This window comes from Pectobacterium nicotianae (assembly GCF_023272715.1).
Lineage (GTDB): Bacteria > Pseudomonadota > Gammaproteobacteria > Enterobacterales > Enterobacteriaceae > Pectobacterium > Pectobacterium brasiliense.
On record NZ_CP096821.1, the window covers coordinates 201,987 to 219,418 of the forward strand.

Annotated in this window: 14 protein-coding genes, 1 rRNA gene and 1 riboswitch; of the genes, 13 read left to right on the forward strand and 2 right to left on the reverse strand. The window is 53.2% G+C overall.

Annotation, left to right across the window (positions count from 1 at the left end):
* Positions 1-21 precede the first annotated feature (21 nt).
* The 8 genes from MYB54_RS00860 to oxyR all read left to right on the forward strand — a co-directional run bounded on the left by MYB54_RS00860 (position 22) and on the right by oxyR (position 8,564).
* A complete protein-coding gene (locus MYB54_RS00860; RefSeq protein ID WP_014916989.1) occupies positions 22-1,188 on the forward strand; it encodes an ABC transporter ATP-binding protein in 1,167 nt (388 codons plus the stop codon).
* Positions 1,189-1,210: 22 nt separating this feature from the next.
* Positions 1,211-2,344: an extracellular solute-binding protein gene (locus tag MYB54_RS00865; RefSeq protein WP_014916988.1), complete on the forward strand. Its 1,134-nt coding sequence runs from the start codon at positions 1,211-1,213 to the stop codon at positions 2,342-2,344.
* A gap of 73 nt (positions 2,345-2,417) precedes the next feature.
* The gene (locus MYB54_RS00870) at positions 2,418-3,257 is read left to right on the forward strand and encodes an ABC transporter permease (protein ID WP_014916987.1); all 840 of its coding nucleotides are present in this window, start codon (positions 2,418-2,420) and stop codon (positions 3,255-3,257) included.
* Positions 3,254-4,060, forward strand: coding sequence for an ABC transporter permease (locus tag MYB54_RS00875; RefSeq protein ID WP_039281140.1), 807 nt, complete (start codon positions 3,254-3,256; stop codon positions 4,058-4,060). Before MYB54_RS00870 ends, MYB54_RS00875 begins: the two co-directional genes overlap by 4 nt.
* A complete protein-coding gene (locus MYB54_RS00880; RefSeq protein WP_014916985.1) occupies positions 4,057-5,061 on the forward strand; it encodes a LacI family DNA-binding transcriptional regulator in 1,005 nt (334 codons plus the stop codon). Before MYB54_RS00875 ends, MYB54_RS00880 begins: the two co-directional genes overlap by 4 nt.
* The gene (locus tag MYB54_RS00885) at positions 5,013-5,870 is read left to right on the forward strand and encodes a phosphodiesterase (protein WP_228376636.1); all 858 of its coding nucleotides are present in this window, start codon (positions 5,013-5,015) and stop codon (positions 5,868-5,870) included. Before MYB54_RS00880 ends, MYB54_RS00885 begins: the two co-directional genes overlap by 49 nt.
* A 253-nt stretch (positions 5,871-6,123) precedes the next feature.
* The gene (gene metF / locus MYB54_RS00890; protein WP_014916983.1) at positions 6,124-7,020 is read left to right on the forward strand and encodes a methylenetetrahydrofolate reductase; all 897 of its coding nucleotides are present in this window, start codon (positions 6,124-6,126) and stop codon (positions 7,018-7,020) included.
* 635 nt (positions 7,021-7,655) lie between these two features.
* A complete protein-coding gene (oxyR, locus tag MYB54_RS00895; protein ID WP_010281486.1) occupies positions 7,656-8,564 on the forward strand; it encodes a DNA-binding transcriptional regulator OxyR in 909 nt (302 codons plus the stop codon).
* On the opposite strand, the gene sthA is transcribed toward oxyR, so the two are convergent.
* Positions 8,556-9,962: a Si-specific NAD(P)(+) transhydrogenase gene (gene sthA / locus MYB54_RS00900; RefSeq protein WP_014916982.1), complete on the reverse strand. Its 1,407-nt coding sequence runs from the start codon at positions 9,960-9,962 to the stop codon at positions 8,556-8,558. The two genes, oxyR and sthA, sit on opposite strands and share 9 nt — an antisense overlap.
* 211 nt (positions 9,963-10,173) lie before the next feature.
* On the opposite strand from sthA, the gene fabR reads away from it, so the two are divergent.
* Entirely contained in the window at positions 10,174-10,803 is a 630-nt protein-coding gene (gene fabR, locus MYB54_RS00905; RefSeq protein WP_014916981.1) for an HTH-type transcriptional repressor FabR, read from the forward strand.
* Between the two features lie 35 nt (positions 10,804-10,838).
* The gene (locus MYB54_RS00910; RefSeq protein WP_014916980.1) at positions 10,839-11,225 is read left to right on the forward strand and encodes a YijD family membrane protein; all 387 of its coding nucleotides are present in this window, start codon (positions 10,839-10,841) and stop codon (positions 11,223-11,225) included.
* A gap of 42 nt (positions 11,226-11,267) precedes the next feature.
* On the opposite strand, the gene trmA is transcribed toward MYB54_RS00910, so the two are convergent.
* On the reverse strand, positions 11,268-12,371 hold the full coding sequence (trmA, locus tag MYB54_RS00915) for a tRNA (uridine(54)-C5)-methyltransferase TrmA (protein WP_014916979.1): 1,104 nt from the start codon (positions 12,369-12,371) through the stop codon (positions 11,268-11,270).
* A 131-nt stretch (positions 12,372-12,502) separates the two neighbouring features.
* A riboswitch (cobalamin riboswitch) is annotated at positions 12,503-12,732 on the forward strand.
* A gap of 66 nt (positions 12,733-12,798) precedes the next feature.
* Here trmA and btuB point away from each other — a divergent pair.
* The 3 genes from btuB (at position 12,799) to MYB54_RS00930 (ending at position 17,401) form a co-directional block, all read left to right on the forward strand.
* Positions 12,799-14,676, forward strand: a complete 1,878-nt coding sequence (gene btuB / locus MYB54_RS00920) for a TonB-dependent vitamin B12 receptor BtuB (RefSeq protein WP_248721396.1) — start codon at positions 12,799-12,801, stop codon at positions 14,674-14,676.
* The gene (gene murI, locus MYB54_RS00925; protein ID WP_039521220.1) at positions 14,621-15,478 is read left to right on the forward strand and encodes a glutamate racemase; all 858 of its coding nucleotides are present in this window, start codon (positions 14,621-14,623) and stop codon (positions 15,476-15,478) included. The genes btuB and murI overlap by 56 nt, the downstream gene beginning before the upstream one ends.
* Positions 15,479-15,859: 381 nt before the next feature.
* Positions 15,860-17,401, forward strand: a 16S ribosomal RNA gene (locus MYB54_RS00930).
* The last annotated feature ends 31 nt before the right edge of the window (positions 17,402-17,432 follow it).

Consider the following 17,432-nt stretch of genomic DNA (forward strand, 5'->3'; position numbering starts at 1 on the left):
ATTATCGTGGAATGCACAGCTGTGCAAAAAACAACTTCCTCTACGGCATCACCGCATATTGTCATCGACCACCTACACGTTGGATACGGCACGACGGCCGTACTGAACGATATCCATCTGGAGATTGCGCAGGGCGAATTCGTGGCATTGCTCGGTTCGTCAGGGTGCGGCAAAACGACATTACTGCGTACGGTCGCTGGGTTCTCGTCACCGCGAGCGGGGGCGATTCGCGTTAACGGGCAGGATATGACGCAAGCGCCGCCAGAGAAACGCAGAATGGCGCTGGTGTTCCAGAGCTATGCACTGTGGCCGCATATGACGGTGGCACAGCATATTGCCTACGGACTGCGTTTGCGCCGCGTCCCGCGTGCGGAGATTGCCAGCCGTGTGGCGGAACTGGAAACCATGCTTGGTTTGACGGGCCTGAGCGCCCGTAAACCTGCGGAACTGTCCGGTGGACAGCGTCAGCGTGTCGCCTTGGGCCGCGCACTGGCGGTACGACCCGATATTCTGCTGCTGGATGAACCGCTCTCCAATCTGGATGCACGTATTCGCCTGCAACTGCGTGACGAGATCCGTGCGCTGCAACAGCGGCTGGGATTGACCGCGATCCACGTAACGCACGATCGCGAAGAAGCGATGGTGATGGCGGACCGCATCGTGATTTTGAATCAGGGTCGGATCATGCAGGCGGGCAGCCCGCAAGAGGTGTATCACCATCCTGCCAGCTCGTTTGTCGCGGCGTTTATGGGCGCGGAAAATCGGCTTGTGCTGGAAGCGCGCTATGACGGCGAGACGCTGATGATTCCCGGTGATGCCGAGAGTCATTCGTTGGTGCCAGCGAACACGTCGCTACCGCCCGGAGCGATAGAAGCACGTTTTCGTGCGGAAGCCGCTCGCCTTTACGATGCGGCGGACACCCCGCTTATCCAGCCCGGCATGTTGATGCGCTACGGCACGGTACAGGCACAGAGCTACCCCGGCGGATACTGGCTGCATACGATTTCCAGCGGCACCTGGCGGATACAGGTTCATGCGTCGCACCCCTATGCCATCGGGCAGCGGGTTGCGGTGCAGATCCCTGCCGAGGCGCTATTTCTTTTCCCGCTGGCAGAAGAGACGACATCTTCGACGGCGATACCGGATACCACTTCACGTTATTCCCCGCTTCCCGGCCTGACGGCCTGATCCTGAATTGGAGACAAATGAGATGAAACGCATTTTTGCTGCAACGCTGATGATGAGTACGCCGCTGGCGGCGGTACAGGCACAGGAATTAACAGTGTTGACGGCGGGTGACCAAAACATGGTCGACTATGTCAATGAATATCTGGGGCCGCTGTTTGAGAAACAGCATCCCGGCGTAAAAGTACGTGCCGTCGGCACCGGACCGGGTGATGCGGGGTCGCAGAAGATTCTTGAGCGTTTCAATGCACAACAGGCTGCTGGTGCCAAAGTCTGGGACACCGATGTGGCCGTCGTGCATGAGAAATTTGTCGGTCCGATGGTGCAAAAGGGCGACCTGCTGAAATATCGCGATGATATCGCCAGCGGCAAGCTGGTCAGCATGGCCGCTGCGGATAAGGCCATGGGCACAGATGTGAAAGGTTACGTCATGCCGATGTTCAGCAGCCAGACGGCGCTGGCCTATAACCCCGGCATGGTAGCGAATCCGCCTAAAAGCTATGACGAAATCCAGCAGTGGGCTGCCGCGAATCCGAAGATGTTCGGCTACAACGGCATTAAGGGTGGCGCATCGGGCGTGAGCTTCGTAATGGGTTGGATTTACGCTTACGGCGGTGATGCTCAGAAGCTGATGAACGGGCCGTTTGATGAAGCGGAAGCACAGAAATGGCAACCGGCGTTTGAGCGCCTGAAAGCCTTTAACAAGAACGTGACGCTGACGCCGGGCAATGCTGGCACGCTCGACATGCTGAGCCGTGGCGAAATCGCGATGGGGCCGGTGTGGGTCGATATGTTCTATTCCTGGAAAGCGAGCGGACAACTGCCGGACAATTTCAAATTGTTGCTTCCTGCGCCCGGTATGCCGGGGCAGCCGATGCACTATGTCATCCCCGCGCAGGCACCGAACCGCGAACTGGCTAAACAGTTTGTCGAACTTGCCACCAGCGCCAAAGTACAGGCTGAAGGGATTGTGGAACGCTTTAACTGGTATCCGGGGATCGATGCCAAGTACGTTCAGACCGAGCTGAAGCCCGCTGTCTGGCAGCGTCTTTTCACGGACGTAACGCCTGATGAACTGGCGAGCAAAGGCAAGACGTTCCCTATCGCGCCTTACCACACTGCGATTCTGAACGCCTATGAGCAGGCGATGGCGAAGTAATCATTCCCTAAATTTTTATACCCTTAGCATCACAGGCGCTCTGGCGGGATGAAGCCAGAGCGCGGAGACATTCATGTTGCAAGTATCCCAATTCTCTTCCCGACTGGCGGGTATCGCGCTTGTGCTACCCGCGCTGGCGGTGGTGGCGGTCTGTTTTATCACGCCGCTGGGGCTGTCGGTTGGGGGCGCTTTTGTCAGTCAGAATGGTGTGGGTGTTGATAATTTTGTCACCGCATTGACGCTCTATCTGCCCGATATTCTGTTTACCTTACTGATTGTGAGCCTCGCGACGCTGCTGATTGGTCTGCTGTCCGTCATGATCGGCGGCTACCTGACGCTGGGGGAAAGTCCGCGCATGGTGGCGCTGCTGCGCTGGGTCTATCGTTGGCCGCTTTTTATCCCGTTTATCGTGACCGGGCAAATTTTACGCACGTTTCTGGCCAAGAACGGCTGGTTGAATGGGGCGCTGGATACGCTCGGCATTGTCGATATGGCCAGCGCCAGCAACTGGTTGGACTGGCGTGGCATCGTATTTGCCTTTGTCTGGAAGCAGACGCCGTTTGTGGCGCTGCTGGTCGCGGGCGCGATGGCATCGCTGGATCGCACGATGATCGAGTCCGCCCGTAACTTAGGTGCGTCGCGCTTGCGTATTCTGTGTGAAATTGTGGTGCCTCAGGTTGGGCAAACGCTGCTCACCGGACTCATTCTCTCTTTCGTCACCATGATGTCGGTGCTGTCCGTACCGATGATGATCAATGCCCAGTCGCCGACGATGCTAACCGCCAACATTGCCTTCCGCATTAACGCCTACGGCGATTATGGCGTGGCGAATGCGTTAGGGGTAATTTCCCTGTTGATGACTGGTTTGTTTGCCGTGATTTATCTCCGCCTGAACATGAGGGATAAAGCATGAAGAACGTACTGTGGTGGATACCGAGAATGCTGATTCTGGGGACGCTGATCTTCTTGATCTTTGGGCCCTTGGCTAACCTCCTGCTGTGGTCGGTGGCGGAAAAATGGTTCTATCCCCATCTGCTGCCCAATGACTGGGGCTTTGCCTTCTGGAAGCGGGTGTTTTCACCGCGTGGGGTAGCCTGGGAAGCGCTGGGGAATAGCGTGCTGGTGGCGGTGTTCACCGTGTTGGCTTCGTTGTCGCTGGCGATTCCGGCGGGATATGCGCTGGCGCGCCTGCCGCTGCCCGCTCGTGGATTGATACTGCTGGTCTTCCTGATCCCGCAGGCATTTCCGAATCTGACGGTGTACGTCAATATCGCTCGCCTGTTTTATCAGTGGGGGCTGAACGGCACGCTGCTGGGCGTGGTGCTGGTTCACACGGTTCATGGGCTGGTATTTGCGGTCTGGATTGCCTCGGCGGCGTTCTCGGCGGTAGGGCGTGAAATGGAACAGGCGGCACGTTCAATTGGTGCCGGGCCGTGGCGCGCTTTTGTCGATATCACTTTGCCGCTGGCTATGCCGGGGCTGATGGCATCGGCCATCTTCGTTTTCCTCGAATCGCTGGATGAATTTACCGGCAGCTACTTTGTGGGAGCACCAGATGTGCAAATGATGCCGCTGCTGCTCTATACCGCGGGGGCAGGCGGTAACTATCAGATCGCTTCCATTACCGCGCTGGTGCTGCTGATTCCTTCCGTGCTGTTCATGCTGGTGGTGGAACGTTTTTTGAAAGCCGACGTAATGGCAAGGATAGGAAAATGACGGCAGGTAAACAGGGCTACGTTAGCGCACAGGATGTTGCTCGTCGGGCTGGCGTATCACGCTCGGCGGTGTCCCGCAGTTTTACCCCCGGCGCCAGCGTGTCGGCTGCCACCTATGCCAAGGTAATGACGGCGGCACAGGAGTTGGGCTATCAGGTTAACGATTTGGCACGCGGCCTGCTGGCGAACAGCAGCCGTCTGGTTGGGCTGGTGGTGACGCACCCCGAGGTCGGGTTTCGTGCCAATTTGGTTGCAGAACTGTCGCAGGCGTTAATCCAACGCGGCTCGATTCCTGTGCTTATCAATACCGGTCATGTGCGGGAAGCGATGGCCGCCGCGCGTTCGATTCTGTTTGGTCACCGTGCGGAAGCGACGATTGTGCTTTCCGGCTCGCCGCCGAAAGAATTTGTCGAGCTGGCGCAGTTAAACGGTCAGCCGCTGATTGTCATCGGGCGGCACGAACCGGCGTGTGACAGCGTACACATTGATAATGACACCGCCGCACGTATGGCGGTGCGACTGTTTGCCTCATCGGGCAGAACGCGTCTGGCTCTGGCCGGAGCGGCGTCGGCAACGCCCAATATCATCGAGCGTGAACAGGCGTTTTGTGAAGAGGCGCATTTGTTAGGTCTGTCCGTCGCTGTGGTGCGTGGTGATGATACGGATTATGGCGACGGGCTGGCGGTGGGGCAGAGGCTATTTTCACTTCCCGCAGCCGCCAGGCCGGATGCGGTGTTCTGCGTTAACGATTTAGTGGCGTTCGGCGTGATCGACCGCGCAAAGCAGTGTGGACTAGCCGTTCCGCAGGATCTCATGGTTATCGGATTTGATGATATTCCGGCCGCAGGGTGGGATGCCTATGCGTTGACGACATTTCGTCAGGATCCCGCCACGATGGCGGCACAGGCGTTGGCGTTGCTCGATCGACGCCAGTCCCAGGTACAAGAACCCGCGTGTCGAGCGAAAGTGGCTGCCCCGCTAATCCGTCGCCAGTCGGCGTAACGGTATTGGCAGGCGATAGCGCGTGGATAATGAAAACCGAGGATAATATGAAACTGATTCAACTTTCCGACCTCCATCTGACCGCACAAGGCGGCAATTTGCATGGTCGCGACCCGGAGCAGCAACTGAAAGCGGCGATTGCCGACATCAACGCACACCATCGCGATGCCGATCTGGTGGTCATCTCCGGCGATCTGTCCGATGACGGCAGTGCGGCATCCTATGTATTTCTGGCCTCGGCGCTGGCTGAACTCCAGCTTCCCTGGCGTGTGACGATGGGGAATCACGACGAGCGGGAGACGTTTTTGGCCCAGTTCCCGACGCTGGTGGATGAAAATGGATTTGTGCAGAGCGTGACGTCCGTGGGAGATGATTGCGTCATTTTACTGGACTCGTTGCAGGCCGGTGACGTTGCCGGAACGCTGTGTTCCGCGCGGCTGGCGTGGCTGGAGCAACAGCTTCAGGCTGCGGAAGGCAAGAATGTGTTCCTGTTCCTGCATCATCCTCCGATGTCGATCGGACTTCCGGCGCTGGATAACGTTCGATTAGCCCCCGAGGCAGCAGATGCGCTGTATCAGGTGTGTCATCGTTTCGGCAATGTGCGGCATATTTCTGCAGGGCACGTGCATCGGCCTGCTAGCGGCAGCTGGCGAGGAATATCGTTTAGCACGATACGCGGCACCAATCACCAATCCGCGCTGCGCTTTGCTCCGGGATTTGAGGTCAGTCTGGAAGCCCCGCAGTACGCCATTTTTCTGACGGCGGAAGAAGGGCATACCGTACATTTTCACGATTTCCCCTGTGGCTGACGGCGTATTTCCCAGATTCTCTCGATGGCACACGAAACTGTCTCCGCGTCTCCATAACAATGTGACTACGAGACAGCACTTTTGCGTGAAACCCATCATGAACTTTTTTCATTTACCGTGAGCAATCATCACGGTTTGTCGTGCTGAAAAACGTTGACTCTTTAAGCGGATTACGTCATTTTCTATATAGCCGTCTAAACGTATAGACGTGTAGCGAATGATAATAACAGTCACGGTCAACGGGGTAGCAGGTATGAGCTTTTTTCACGCAAACCAGCGGGAAGCGCTGAATCAAAGTCTGGCGGAATTACAGGGGCGCATTAATGTGTCATTCGAATTTTTCCCGCCGCGTACCAGCGAGATGGAAGACACCCTGTGGAGCTCTATCGATCGACTGAGCAGCCTGAAGCCCAAGTTTGTTTCCGTGACTTACGGGGCAAATTCTGGCGAGCGTGACCGTACTCACAGCATTATCAAAACCATTAAAGAACGTACCGGTTTGGAAGCGGCACCTCACCTGACCTGTATTGATGCCTCGCGTGAGCAACTGCGCGACATCGCTCAGGATTACTGGCAGAGCGGTATCCGCCATATTGTCGCGCTGCGCGGCGACTTGCCTCCAGAGGGCGGCAAACCGGACATGTATGCGGCGGATCTGGTTTCGCTGTTGAAAGAGGTTGGCGATTTCGATATTTCGGTTGCCGCCTATCCTGAAGTACACCCTGAAGCGAAAAGCGCGCAGGCTGACCTGATTAACCTGAAACACAAGATTGATGCCGGCGCGAATCGCGCTATCACGCAGTTCTTTTTCGACGTAGAAAGCTATCTGCGGTTCCGTGACCGCTGCGTGGCGACGGGCATCGATGTAGAAATTGTGCCGGGCATTCTGCCAGTGTCGAACTTCAAGCAGTTGCAAAAATTTGCCACGATGACCAACGTCCGTGTGCCGAACTGGATGACGACCATGTTTGACGGCCTGGATAACGATCCAGAAACCCGCAAAATGGTGGGTGCGTCTATCGCCATGGATATGGTGAAAATTCTCAGTCGTGAAGGCGTAAAAGATTTCCATTTCTATACGCTGAACCGCGCGGAACTGAGCTATGCGATTTGCCATACGCTGGGCGTCCGCCCTGATGTGGCACGCTGAGGCGACACGCAATATTTCAGGAAGAAAGAGGCCGCAGCGCGGTGACGAAGAGTAACGGGATTGGAATGCCTTTCAACGTCACTTACTGCGGCTCTGAAAAGGAGGAGTCTCAGGGATGAGATTCCTATTCATGCAGTTCGACCGACCGCTACTGACCGATTCAATGATTACCTACAGCACCTGCTTTTATCTCTTATCCCGTTTTTATCGCGAGTCGTTCCTATAAATAATCGTGTCTATCATTCATAACAGTACGATGACCGCCTGGCGGCGTTATTAACCATCCCCCTGACTATTCGCATCCTCTATTTCTCTCCGCTTATTCCCATACCGTTAATGACTTTGCCTGCTGGTCAGATTTCCCGGTGTCGAGTGCGGGAGTATCGTTGGCCGACACACACAAAATGCTGTCGCTGCCAAATCGCTTGAAGATGTTAGTCTGCTTGTTATAGCGTGGCTGAAAGTGGGTAGGTCTACCCAAGTGGTGCCGAAATCGTAAAAATATTGTTTTATTCCTGTAGAAATAAATAGATACGCTTTGGTGGGATATATTATTCATTTTGGATGTTGATAGGGATTATCGTTCATTGGTATCCTATCTATCGCTGTTAGCTATCATGATAAGGAGAATAATAATGAATATTCGGGACTTAGAGTATCTTGTCGCGCTGGCAGAACATCGTCACTTTCGGCGTGCGGCAGATTCCTGCCATGTGAGTCAGCCAACACTCAGTGGACAGATTCGTAAACTGGAAGATGAACTCGGCGTGATGCTGCTGGAGCGAACCAGTCGCAAGGTCTTGTTTACGCAAGCGGGGCTGCTGCTGGTCGAGCAGGCACGAACGGTATTACGCGAGGTTAAAGTATTAAAAGAGATGGCGAGCCAGCAGGGTGAAACCATGTCCGGACCGCTGCATATCGGCCTGATCCCTACCGTGGGGCCTTATCTGCTGCCGCAAATCATTCCAATGTTGCACCGCACGTTTCCCAAACTCGAAATGTATCTGCACGAAGCGCAAACCCATCAGTTGCTGGCCCAGTTGGACAGCGGCAAACTGGACTGCGCCATTCTGGCAATGGTGAAAGAGTCCGAAGCCTTTATCGAGGTTCCCCTCTTCGACGAGCCGATGAAGCTGGCCATTTATCAGGATCACCCTTGGGCGAACCGTGAACGTGTGGCGATGTCCGATCTGGCGGGTGAAAAACTGCTGATGCTGGAAGACGGCCACTGTCTGCGCGATCAGGCGATGGGCTTCTGTTTTCAGGCGGGGGCGGATGAAGATACGCATTTCCGGGCGACCAGCCTGGAGACACTGCGCAACATGGTCGCAGCTGGAAGCGGTATTACGCTTCTGCCGTCATTGTCGGTTCCGCGTGAGCGCGAGCGCGACGGCGTCTGCTATTTGCCGTGCTATAAACCGGAGCCCAAGCGCACTATCGCGCTGGTGTATCGCCCCGGTTCACCGCTGCGCGGACGTTATGAGCAACTTGCTGATACCATCCGCGAGCATATGCAAGGCTATATGGAAAACCTGTCAAAATAAGCGGTTAAGCCCGTTCAGCGCGGCTACACGGTACGCTTCTGCCATGGTTGGATAGTTGAAGGTAGTATTAACGAAATATTCGATAGTATTGCCTTCACCTTTCTGTTCCATGATGGCTTGCCCGATGTGGATAATCTCAGCGGCGCGCTCACCAAAGCAGTGAATACCCAGAATCTGTTTCGTTTCGCGATGGAACAGAATCTTCAAACTCCCCACATTCATCCCAACAATCTGCGCTCGCGCCAGATGCTTGAACTGTGCCCGCCCGACTTCATAAGGCACTTTCATCGCGGTGAGCTCTTGCTCGGTTTTCCCCACGGAGCTGATTTCCGGGATGGTATAAATACCGGTTGGGATATCTTCGATCAGATGCGCGCTGGCATCGCCTTTGATGATCGCCTGTGCGGCGAGTCGACCCTGATCGTACGCTGCCGATGCCAGGCTAGGATAGCCAATGACATCGCCGATGGCATAAATATGCGCCAGCGCCGTCTGGTACATGCTGTTGACCTTGAGCTGCCCGCGGCTGTCGGTGCTCAGGCCGATATTCTCTAGCCCCAGCGTTTCCGTGTTACCCGTGCGTCCGTTGGCATAAAGCAGGCAGTCCGCCTTCATCTTTTTGCCTGACTTCAGATTAACGATAACGCCGTCAGACAGCCCTTCAATACTCTCGAACTCTTCGTTGTGGCGAATCACCACGCCGTTGTTCCAGAAATGGTAGGACAGGGCATCCGACATTTCCTGATCGAGAAAGGCCAGCAGCCTATCGCGGGTATTGATTAAATCGACCTTAACGCTCAGGCCGCGAAAGATAGAGGCATATTCGCAGCCGATAACGCCCGCGCCGTAAATGATGACGTGCTGAGGCTCGTGGTCGAGTTGCAGAATCGAGTCGCTGTCGTAAATTCGCGGGTGATTAAAGTCGACTTCTGCCGGATGATACGGACGTGAACCGGTCGCGATAATGATATTCGCGGCGGTCAGCGTTTCATGGGTATTGTCTGGGTAGTGAACGGCAATCGTATGTGCATCGATGAAGCTGGCTTCACCGGAAAACAACTCGCACTGGTTACGCTCATAAAATCCTTGTCGCATACGGGTTTGCTGACCAATGACGCTGTCGGCGTGGCGCAGGATGTCGGAAAATGAGGAGCGGATAATGCGGGAGTTGTCACTGTAGAGGGGGTTTTGATTGAACTCGATAATACGGCTGACGGCGTGGCGGAGGGCTTTGGAAGGAATCGTACCCCAGTGGGTACAGCCGCCGCCGACATTGTAGTGACGTTCAATCACCGCAATTTTGGCGCCGTGCTTGGCCAATCCCATTGCTGCACCTTCACCGCCGGGACCGGAACCAATAACGATGGCATCGTAATCGAATTGATGTTGTAGAGTCATGGTAGGTTAAACCTGTTTTTATACAAATTAATAACGCGACTGTAACATTGCGCATTGTAACATCGACTGCGGCAGAACCCAATCATCCCTGCCTTTACTATGGAAACAGATTCTCACATTCTTAATATGGCAAACTTTGTCTCATTCTGCGGACAATAAAGTTTGCTATAGTGCCCCTCTGGAAAGGGGAGTAGATCATTTGGGCAGCATAATGGGTGTCAGAGCACAACAAAAAGAACGGACTCGTCGTTCCCTTATTGAAGCTGCATTTAGCCAGTTAAGCGCTGAACGCAGTTTTGCCAGCCTGAGTCTGCGTGAAGTTGCCCGAGAAGCGGGTATCGCGCCGACGTCTTTCTATCGTCATTTTCGTGACGTGGATGAGCTGGGGCTGACAATGGTTGACGAAAGCGGGCTGATGCTGCGTCAGTTAATGCGACAGGCCCGGCAGCGTATTGCGAAGACGGGTAGCGTAATCAGGACGTCGGTTGCCACCTTCATGGAATTTATCGGCAATAATCCTAATGCGTTCCGGCTCTTGCTGCGTGAGCGCTCAGGGACGTCGGCGGCATTCCGTGCGGCGGTCGCACGGGAGATTCAGCATTTTATCGCTGAACTGGCGGATTATCTTGAGGTGGAAAACCATATTCCCCGCAGTTTCGCGGAAGCGCAGTCGGAAGCGATGGTGACCATTGTTTTCAGCGCGGGGGCGGAAGCCCTGGATGTTTCCCTGGAACAGCGTAAACAGCTAGAAGAGCGGTTAGTACTGCAACTGCGGATGATCGCCAAAGGTGCTTATTACTGGTACAGAAAAGAACACGATAGTAGCTTTACCGTGCCATAAATCCTCTATACCAACAACATGAAAAGGGAGAATCCATGACAGAAAAACCTCACCAAGAAAAAGGTACGCTGGTGCTGGCGTTGATTGCGGGCTTATCCGTCAATGGCGCATTCGCCGCCTTGTTCAGCAGTATTGTTCCGTTCTCGATTTTTCCCCTGATTGCGCTGGTATTGTCCATTTATTGTCTACATCAACGCTATTTGCACCACAGTATGCCGGAAGGCATTCCGATGCTGGCGGCGGCCAGTTTTCTGCTGGGATTATTGATTTACAGCGCCATCGTGCGCGTTGAATATCCCGCCATAGGATCGAACTTTATTCCTTCAATCCTGTGCGTGGTGTTGGTTTTCTGGATTGGCCTGAAGCTGCGCCGCAGAAAAGAAACGGATTCTGTATCCGCAGAAGAGAACGAGACGCTGTAGCGAGTGTATTCTGGCGGGGGTGACCCGCCAGGTTGTGTGCTGTTACTGACGCTTTTCCAACAGCACGCCACACTCCATATGGTGGGTGTAAGGGAATTGATCGAACAGCGCCAGACGGCGAATGTCGTGGGTTTCCGAGAGCGTTTGCAGGTTGTTGCTCAGCGTTTCCGGGTTGCAGGAAATATAAAGAATGCGCGGATACGCCTGCACCAGTTTCACCGTTTCGTCATCCAGTCCGCTGCGCGGCGGGTCAACAAAAATGGTCTCGCACTGGTAGCTCGTCAGATCGATGCCCTGTAAACGGTTAAACTGACGCACGCCCTGCATAGCCTGCGTAAATTCTTCCGCTGCCATACGGATAATCTGCACGTTCTCTATCTGGTTCGCCGCGATATTATATTGTGCTGCCGCGACGGAGGGCTTGGCGATCTCCGTCGCCAGTACGCGTTCGAAATTTCTTGCCAGCGCGAGTGAAAAATTGCCGTTGCCGCAATACAGTTCCAGTAAATCTCCCGTTGATCCCGCTGTCGCATCCAGCGCCCATTCCAGCATCTGAATATTGATTGCGGCATTCGGCTGCGTGAAGCTGTTTTCTACCTGTCGGTAAATCATATCCCGACCTGCAACCGGCAGGCATTCATCGACATAATCGCGATCGAGGCAGATTTTGGTTTTTGTCGCGCGACCAATCAACTGTAGACGGAACCCCTGTGCGGTCAGGCTATCGCGCAGCGCGCGGGCATGTTCCTGCCATTCCTCATCCAGTGCGCGGTGATACAGCAGAGAAACGATCACTTCGCCGCTCAGGGTGGACAGGTAGTCTATCTGGAACAGTTTGCGGCGCAGGACGGAATCGGGCTGAATGGCGGCAAGCAGCTCCGGCATCAGGCGGTTGATCAGTTCACTGGCAGCCGGAAAGCGATCGACCCGAATGCGCTGTTTGGTTTGCTGGTCAAACATGATGTGATAAAGCTCGTCGCCATCGTGCCAGATACGGAATTCGGCGCGCATCCGATAGTGACTGACGGGAGAACGGAAGACGACAGGCTCCGGTGCATTGAACGGTGCCATCATCCCACGCAGACGCTCGGTTTTCTCTGCAAGCTGGTCGTCGTATTGTTCGATGGGCAGGATTTCTGGCGTCATGGTTTTCTCGTCAACAGCGTCTAAAAGGGTGTTATTGGCCGGGAATTGTAGGGAATCCGGCCAGGAAGTCCAGTTTTGTTACGTGATTATCCTGTAGTGATATAGAAGTCTAGACTTCCACAATTCGCGATTGTAGGATGAGCGTCCGGCCTTGTACCACAAGTTAAAAGGGAATCCAGTGTAAATCTGGAGCTGACGCGCAGCGGTAAGAAATGCCCCGGCGATAGCATTATTATGCAGACACTGTCTTCAATTTTTGAGGATGGGAAGTCATCGCTTTCGTTGTATCCCCTACCGTCGTTGACGATTTGTGGGACAACGGCATCCAAGCCCGAAGACCTGCCGGAATACGTCGCAATTGGTTCTGCATATCGCGTGCTATTAACAGAGCCTGCGGCATCCTTATTATTTCTCGGATGCTTTAACAATGATTAAAAAAATTTCGCTGCTGACGGCGCTTTCCGTCACGGCATTTTCTGGCTGGGCGCAGGAAAACAGTTCATCTCCAAATTCGCCATCGGAAAAAAATGCCGATGACATGGTAGTCACAGCAAATCGTTTCGCACAGCCAGTTTCTTCGGTGCTGGCACCTACTACTGTAGTGACAAGAGAAGAGATCGACCGCTGGCAGGCAAAAAGCCTGACTGATGTTATGCGCCGCTTGCCGGGTGTGGATATTGAACAGAGTGGTGGATTGGGACAACAAAGTGCATTACGCATTAGAGGTTCTGAGAGCAGACATGTTCTTATTTTGATAGATGGCATTCGTTTGAATCAAGCTGGTATTAGCGGTTCTTCCGACCTCAGCCAGATTCCTCTTTCTTTGGTTCAAAAGATAGAATATATCCGTGGTGCACGTTCCGCTGTCTATGGTTCTGATGCTATTGGTGGTGTTGTAAACATCATTACCACCAGAGAGAAAAATGGCACAACATTGGTTGCTGGTGTTGGCTCAAAAGGCTACCAAGCCTATGATTTGGCAACCCAACAGACTTTGGATAGTGGCACAACAGTCACGTTAGCGGGTAATTACACCTATACCAAAGGATTTGATGTCGCTGCTGCTGATGCGCCGCGTCAGCCAGATCGTGATGGATTCATGAGTAAATCCATCTATGGTGCTGTAAAGCAGCAGTTCAATGATGAATTTAGTGGTTTCGTGCGTGGATATGGTTTTGATAATCGAACCGATTATGATGGTTATGATGCCCTTGAGGACGTAACGTGGGTTTTTTTGGGTACACCAAGTATTCGACAGCTTTATAGTCAAACGTGGGATGCAGGCCTGCAATTTAACCGAGATATTTATTCGAGCCAATTAGTCGCCAGTTATAGCTACACCAAGGATCTAAATTTTGATCCTGCTAAGGGACGTTATAGCCCTGCATCATCGTTGGATGATGTAAAACAATATAACCTGCAATGGGGCAATACATTTGCTGTTGGCGCGGGGAGTGTTAGCGCGGGTGTGGATTGGCAAAAACAGACATCACAACCAGGTACAGGTCGCGTAACGGCTGGGCATGAGCAACGTAACGCTGGTATCTACGCCACCGCCCAACAAAAAATAAGCAGTGTGACGCTAGAAGGGGCTGTTAGGGGCGATGACAATAATGTTTTTGGCTGGCATAACACTTGGCAATCGAGCGCTGCGTGGGAGTTTATTGAGGGGTACAGCATTTTTGCCTCTTATGGAACTGCTTATAAAGCACCGAACCTGAATCAGGTCTATAGCGAAAAATACGGTAACCTCAATCTTAAGCCAGAAGAAAGTAAGCAGTGGGAAGGCGGCTTCGAAGGTTTGACTGGCCCGGTTAACTGGAGGTTGTCTGGCTATCGCAATGATATTGACAACCTCATCAATTTTGACTCAACAAATCGTTACGGCAATATCCAAAAAGCGCGTATCAAAGGTGCTGAAGCAACGGCATCTTTCGATACTGGTCCTCTGGCTCATACAGTTTCTTTTGATTACCTTGACCCGCGTAATAGCCAGACGAATAAAGTGTTACTACGTCGCGCCAAGCAGCAGGTTAAGTATCAGTTGGATTGGGCGGTAGCTGATATTGATTGGTCGGTGACTTACCAGTATCTCGGACAACGTTATGACACGGACTACAACACGTTCCAGCCTGTGAAATTAGGCGGCGTAAGCCTCTGGGATCTCGCAGCCTCATATCCGATCACCTCTCATCTGACAGTTCGTGGTAGAATCGCCAACCTGTTTGATAAAGATTATGAGACGGCATATGGCTACCGCACGGCAGGGCGAGAATACTATCTCACAGGAAGCTATACCTTCTAACCTGCCATCCCGTCCTACGGTTCTGGTCTTCGATTCCGGCGTAGGCGGGCTGTCTGTTTATGATGAAATCCGGCAGCTCTTGCCGGATCTTCACTATATATACGCATTCGATAACGAAGCGTTTCCGTATGGTGAGAAATCACAGCAGTTTATTATCGAGCGCGTGGTTGAGATTGTTAACGCAGTTCAACTACGCCATCAGCTCGCATTGGTTGTAATTGCCTGCAATACGGCGAGTACGATTTCCCTTCCTGCGTTACGTGAGCGCTTTACTTTCCCTGTCGTGGGCGTTGTCCCTGCGGTGAAGCCTGCGGCTAAGCTGACGCGCAACGGCGTTGTCGGCCTATTGGCGACGCGTGCAACGGTTCAACGTCCGTATACACACGAGCTGATTGCCCGTTTTGCGACGGATTGCCAGATTTTGTCATTGGGATCGTCAGAACTGGTCGAGTTAGCAGAAGCGAAATTGCAAGGAGAGACGATCTCCATTTCCGAATTGCAAAAGATTCTGCGCCCTTGGCTGCGTTTATCGGAACCGCCAGATACGGTCGTGCTTGGGTGTACGCATTTTCCATTATTGGCAGAAGAACTGAAAATGGCCTTGCCAGATGGTACACGTCTTGTCGATTCTGGTGCTGCTATAGCTAAAAGAACAGCATGGCTGATTGCTAATCTGGATAATCCGCCACTTTCGACAGATAAGAATCTGGTTTACTGCCTGGCGATTACGCCTAAAGTCGCCACGCTGTGGCCAATATTGCAGCGTTATGGCTTCGATTCGCTGGAAAAACTGCCACTTTGATAGCCTTGTGGGTGAATAATAGACAAACGATATTTTTTTTGCATTTAGCGCTTGTCAGTGGCCGAGAAGTCCCTATAATGCGCCTCCACTGACACGGCAACAGCGACACGCCGTTGTGGTGACAGGAAAAAAAGATTCACCGAAGGCAGTCAGTAATGACTTGACTTCACAGCGGAAAAGCATAGTATATGCAGCCCGCGCCACCGATGAAGTGGCACTGCTCTTTAACAATTTAATCAGACAATCTGTGTGGGCACTCACAAGACCGTATCTTAACGATATAAAAAAGTCTTGAAGAGTGAACAACAGTAAATTCATTACGAATAAACAGTTTTAATTCTTTGAGCATCGCTGACGAGTTCAGCAAATCAAACAAATCTTAAATTGAAGAGTTTGATCATGGCTCAGATTGAACGCTGGCGGCAGGCCTAACACATGCAAGTCGAGCGGTAGCACAGAAGAGCTTGCTCTTTGGGTGACGAGCGGCGGACGGGTGAGTAATGTCTGGGAAACTGCCTGATGGAGGGGGATAACTACTGGAAACGGTAGCTAATACCGCATAACCTCGCAAGAGCAAAGAGGGGGACCTTCGGGCCTCTCGCCATCAGATGTGCCCAGATGGGATTAGCTAGTAGGTGAGGTAATGGCTCACCTAGGCGACGATCCCTAGCTGGTCTGAGAGGATGACCAGCCACACTGGAACTGAGACACGGTCCAGACTCCTACGGGAGGCAGCAGTGGGGAATATTGCACAATGGGCGCAAGCCTGATGCAGCCATGCCGCGTGTGTGAAGAAGGCCTTCGGGTTGTAAAGCACTTTCAGCGGGGAGGAAGGCGGTAAGGTTAATAACCTTATCGATTGACGTTACCCGCAGAAGAAGCACCGGCTAACTCCGTGCCAGCAGCCGCGGTAATACGGAGGGTGCAAGCGTTAATCGGAATGACTGGGCGTAAAGCGCACGCAGGCGGTCTGTTAAGTTGGATGTGAAATCCCCGGGCTTAACCTGGGAACTGCATTCAAAACTGACAGGCTAGAGTCTTGTAGAGGGGGGTAGAATTCCAGGTGTAGCGGTGAAATGCGTAGAGATCTGGAGGAATACCGGTGGCGAAGGCGGCCCCCTGGACAAAGACTGACGCTCAGGTGCGAAAGCGTGGGGAGCAAACAGGATTAGATACCCTGGTAGTCCACGCTGTAAACGATGTCGATTTGGAGGTTGTGCCCTTGAGGCGTGGCTTCCGGAGCTAACGCGTTAAATCGACCGCCTGGGGAGTACGGCCGCAAGGTTAAAACTCAAATGAATTGACGGGGGCCCGCACAAGCGGTGGAGCATGTGGTTTAATTCGATGCAACGCGAAGAACCTTACCTACTCTTGACATCCAGAGAACTTAGCAGAGATGCTTTGGTGCCTTCGGGAACTCTGAGACAGGTGCTGCATGGCTGTCGTCAGCTCGTGTTGTGAAATGTTGGGTTAAGTCCCGCAACGAGCGCAACCCTTATCCTTTGTTGCCAGCGATTCGGTCGGGAACTCAAAGGAGACTGCCGGTGATAAACCGGAGGAAGGTGGGGATGACGTCAAGTCATCATGGCCCTTACGAGTAGGGCTACACACGTGCTACAATGGCGTATACAAAGAGAAGCGACCTCGCGAGAGCAAGCGGACCTCATAAAGTACGTCGTAGTCCGGATTGGAGTCTGCAACTCGACTCCATGAAGTCGGAATCGCTAGTAATCGTAGATCAGAATGCTACGGTGAATACGTTCCCGGGCCTTGTACACACCGCCCGTCACACCATGGGAGTGGGTTGCAAAAGAAGTAGGTAGCTTAACCTTCGGGAGGGCGCTTACCACTTTGTGATTCATGACTGGGGTGAAGTCGTAACAAGGTAACCGTAGGGGAACCTGCGGTTGGATCACCTCCTTACCAAGAAGATGTGCGTTGAGTGAAGTGCTCA